The following is a 4006-nucleotide window of genomic DNA, read 5'->3' on the forward strand; positions in this document are numbered from 1 at the left end:
GAGGCCGGCGCGGTAGAGGCCCTGGACGGCCTTCTTCGAGGCCTCGTCGTTGAGGTCCGGCGGCGGATCGTTGTTCATGTAGCCGCGGTAGAAGGCGCCGCGCCACGTCACCTTGGTCTTGTTCGCGCCTTCCGCCTCGACCTCGATGTTCGAGGAGTAGTCGTTCACCGGCAGGGTCTTCACGTCGACCTTGTTGATCCGGTACATCAGGGCCTTCTTGTCGGCGTCGTACTTGGCGAGCTCCTCCTCGACCGTGGCGCCGCCCTTCAGCGTCAGCGTGCGGGTGGCCTTCGGCTCGTTGCCGCCCTTGCCCTCGGTCTTCTCGACCACCGGGATCCAGCTGCCGTCCTGGAAGTTGCCGACCACCGCCCAGACCTTGTCGGCGGGCGCGTCGATCTCGACCGACTCCGAGATCTTCTGGCGGGTCGGCCCGTGGGCCTGGGCCGTGAACGACACCGTGGCGAGCGCCGCCACGGCCGCGAGTCTCATGAACCGCATGGACGTTTCTCCTTCGCGCGCCGTCTAGGATGCGGCGCCGGGGTTTGCGAGGACCCGCTCGCTGCGGCCGAGGGCCTGCGCGACCTTGTCCTCGATCCAGTCCCAGGCCTCGCGCTCGCGCGGCCCGGCCGTCTTGGATATCGCGATGGCGAGATAGGCCATCTCAGCCAGGATCTTGTCCGGGCTCAGCATGTGCAGCCGCGTCGAGAGGATCGCGGCCTCCAGCACGGCGGCTTGCGCCCGGTTGTAGCCGATGAAGGGCTCGTGGGCGTGGGCCCCGATCAGCCGTCCGCGGAAGCGCGGCCGGGTGGCGTCGTCCGCGACCGACTCCACCGCGAACTCGGCGTGGCCGAAGCTGTCGGCCAGCCGCTTGCCGGGGATCGCCGCGCAATCCACCACCGGCCAGTCGCGCCGGCCCGTGACCGCGCCCGCGATCACCCGGACGTCGCGCGGGCTCGACGCGGCGAAATGGGGGTTGGCCTCCAGGTTCCGGATCGTCGGCGAGGGCCGGAACGGGGCGAGCACGTAGGCGTCGTCCTCGCGGATCAGCCCGAAGGGCACGAGATGCAGGTCGCCCTCGGGCGACAGGGTGGTGACGACGGTCTCGAGGATCAGCGGCACGGTCTCAATCCTCGGCCACCAGCCTGCCGCAGACGAGCTTTTTCTTGGGACTGGGCGTTGCGTCGACCGCGACCGCGGCGCGGGCTTCCGCGGCGTCGATGGTCTCGGGCGGGCTCGCATCGGCCTCGACGGGAATGCGGGCGTCGCGGGTGCCCGGCGGCGGCCCGCCGGGGCCCGAATGCCGGGTGTGGCCGGCCTTCTTGAAGGCGGTGGTATCCTCGGCCTCGGCGTCCGCCGCCGCGCCCCAGACCAGGGGCTCGTCCTGCACGTAGCGCTTGCCCAATCGCCACGCGGTCTCGGCCTTGGCCAGCTCGTTCCCGAGATAGAAGGCGTGGGCGCCGTCGCTCGCCACGTTCAGTTCGGGGAAGAAGGCCATCGCGTCGGTGCCGACCCTGTGGATGTCGCGGTTGTAGACGTGGATGCCGTCCTCGGCGACGGCGATGCGATAGTTCGGGTCGCGCACCTCCGCGGCAAGGGCCGCGATCTCGTCGGGGGTCTGCACGAAGGGGCGCTTGTCGTGAAGTGCCAGAAGTGCCCGCCCGTAGCCCTTGGGCAGCGCCGCGTCGGCCTTGGCGGCGTACATCACCCGCCGGGCGGCGTCGTGTTCCTCCACGGTGCGGCGGGTGTGGTTGGAGACCTGCACGATCAGCACGTTGCGGATGGCGAGTTCCGAGCACATGCCGGCCAAGAGCGCGGTGACGCCGAGGCTGTCGGCCTCGGTCAGCTCCGTGAGGTTGCCGGTCCCCATCATCATCTCGGCCTCGGGCCAGCGCGCCCGCACGTCGCGGTAGCGGGCGATCGAGTCCACGAAGCCGAAATGGATCGGCTCCAGGATCGGGTCGGCCATGTAGGGCAGGCCGGCCCGCTCCATCCGCTCGATCGCCCGGTCGAGGGAGGGCAGGTCGTCGGGCCGCATCGGCACCAGCACCGGCACCGCGCCGGTCTCGAAGGCGAGGTCGAGCGTCTCCTCGTTGAGGCTGAGGAGATAATCCGCCCCGGCCCTGGCCCCGCGGGTCAGCTCGTCGAGGGAGAAGGAATCGACGCTGACCGTCAGCCCCGCCCCCTTCATCAGCCGCACCGTGTCCTCGAGATGCGGGAAGGCGGTGTCCGGCAACCCGCCGAGGTCGATCACGTCGGCGCCGCGGCGGGCGAGGTCGAGGCCCTTCTGCAGGATCGCCTCGGGCGTCATCTTCGAGGCGTCCACGATCTCGGCGAAGATGCGCAGGTCGTGGCGCGAGAGGTCCACCGTGCGCCCGGCGAGCCCGAGATGGGCGGGGAGATCCACGATCTCGTCGGGGCCGCGCTCGACCGGCACGCCGAAATGCCGGGCCAGCGCCTCCGGGTCGGCGCGGCAGCGGCCGGGCAGGATCACCCGGGTCGCGCCCTCCGGCAGGGTGACGCGGCGGCGGATGATCTCCTCGGTCATCAGCGCCGCGACCTTCACGCCCGAATCGGCGATGCTCCAGGCGAAGCGCTCGGCCGGCAGGCCGGCGGCGACCTTCTCCAGGCGCGCGCGGGCGAGCTTGCCGGTGATGAAGACGAGGTGCTCGGGCTGGCTCACGTCTGGCTGGCTCACGCGGCGACCCGGCCCTCGGCCGGTCCCTCGATGCGGATGGTGCCGCGGTAACGCGCCGCGAAGGTGGGGAAGGCCGCGTCCACGAGGCCGAGGCGCGCCCACTCCGCCGGGCCGGTGCCGGGCGGGGGGCCTAAGGATTTCACGAGGATGCAGGCGGCGGCGCCGACTTGGCCGGCGAGCCAGAGCGCGAGGCTGTCGGAGGTGACGTCCCAGGATTCGGGGATGTCGGGGTGGCCGGCGCGCAGGGCCATGGGATCCCACACCCGCGCCAAGCCCGGCCCAGTCGCGGGTCCCCTCTCCCGCACGGGAGAGGGAGCCTCGTCGCGGCTCCCGCCCACATCCTGATCAGGCAGGGTCCGCTCGATCCGCAGCCCCGGTTCCAGATCCAAGAAGACCTCGGCCATCCGCCCCATCGCGTCGAGGGCGAGGCGGTGGGCGAGGGCATCGTCGAAACCGAGCGCCCCTTGCGCCGCCCGCACCGCGTCCGCGAAGGGGCCGCCGCCCGGCACGATCAGGCAGGGACCGTCCGCGGCCGCCGCGAGCCGCCGCAGCCGGGCGCGCAGGCGCTCCGGATCGGCGAGCAAGCTGCCGCCGAGCTTCACCACGGTGAGCGACGCGCTCACGCGGCCTCCCGGGCGGGGAGCGCCCGCAGGGTCCGCACCGCCTCGGCGACCGCGCGGCCGTCGAGGGCGCGGCGGCGGTCGCCGTCGCGGCAGAGGCCGCCGCGGAAGCCGAGATAGCCCGGCGCGTGCCGGGCGAGCCCGGCGATGTCGGAGACCCGCAGCGAGCCGGCAAGGCCCGAGAGCAGCCCGTGCACCCGGCAGGCGGCGGTGAAGGCGGAGAGATGCGGCCCGTCGAGCAGGTCGGTGAGGCGCCGCCCGTCCTTGCCGGCGGTGTCGATCATCGCGCCGGCAAGGCCCGCCGCGGCGAGCGCCGGGACGTGGCCGGCGTCCGGCGCGTCCTCGGCGAACAGCACCGCGATCAGCCGGCCGGGCGCGGCGGCGGCGGCGGCGGCGAGCAGGGCAGGGGGGCAGCCGGGGAGCAGCGCGACCTTGACGTAGTCGACGCCGGTCGCCGCCATCGCCCGGACAGTGGCCTCCATCTGCGCGGCGGCGGGCTCGCCCGCGACCGCGCTGGTGACCGCGCGGCCCGCGAGGCGCTCCACCAGCGCCCGCACGGTCGCGACCGGCAGCGCGCCGAGCGCGCCGCGCTCCGGGTCCTTGGCATCGACGAGGTCGGCGCCGGCCGCGCAGGCGCGTTCGGCCTCGGCCACGTCGCGGACGCTGACGAGGAGGCGGGGCGGGGCGGGGT

The 4006-nt window shown here is 73.4% G+C and carries 5 protein-coding genes; all 5 read right to left on the reverse strand.

Features of this window, described 5'->3' with window-relative positions:
- On the reverse strand, nucleotides 1-498 hold a 498-nt coding region (locus tag AX737_RS00715), incomplete at its 3' end, for an SRPBCC family protein (protein ID WP_066918208.1).
- 24 nt (nucleotides 499-522) lie between these two features.
- Entirely contained in the window at nucleotides 523-1119 is a 597-nt protein-coding gene (locus AX737_RS00720) for a DUF447 domain-containing protein (RefSeq protein ID WP_066918210.1), read from the reverse strand.
- Nucleotides 1120-1123: 4 nt separating this feature from the next.
- Complete coding sequence (locus AX737_RS00725) at nucleotides 1124-2680, reverse strand: DUF6513 domain-containing protein (RefSeq protein ID WP_066918212.1); 1557 nt, start codon at nucleotides 2678-2680, stop codon at nucleotides 1124-1126.
- An 11-nt stretch (nucleotides 2681-2691) separates the two neighbouring features.
- Nucleotides 2692-3318 carry a uridylate kinase gene (locus AX737_RS00730; protein ID WP_066918213.1) on the reverse strand — a complete coding sequence of 209 codons (627 nt, stop codon included), beginning with the start codon at nucleotides 3316-3318 and terminating at the stop codon, nucleotides 2692-2694.
- A partial coding sequence (locus AX737_RS00735) for a (5-formylfuran-3-yl)methyl phosphate synthase (RefSeq protein WP_066918216.1) occupies nucleotides 3315-4006 on the reverse strand: 692 nt, incomplete at its 5' end. The genes AX737_RS00730 and AX737_RS00735, both read right to left, overlap by 4 nt.

Origin of the sequence: Methylobacterium sp. CCH5-D2 (assembly GCF_001556475.1) — a bacterium.
Lineage (GTDB): Bacteria > Pseudomonadota > Alphaproteobacteria > Rhizobiales > Beijerinckiaceae > Methylobacterium > Methylobacterium hispanicum.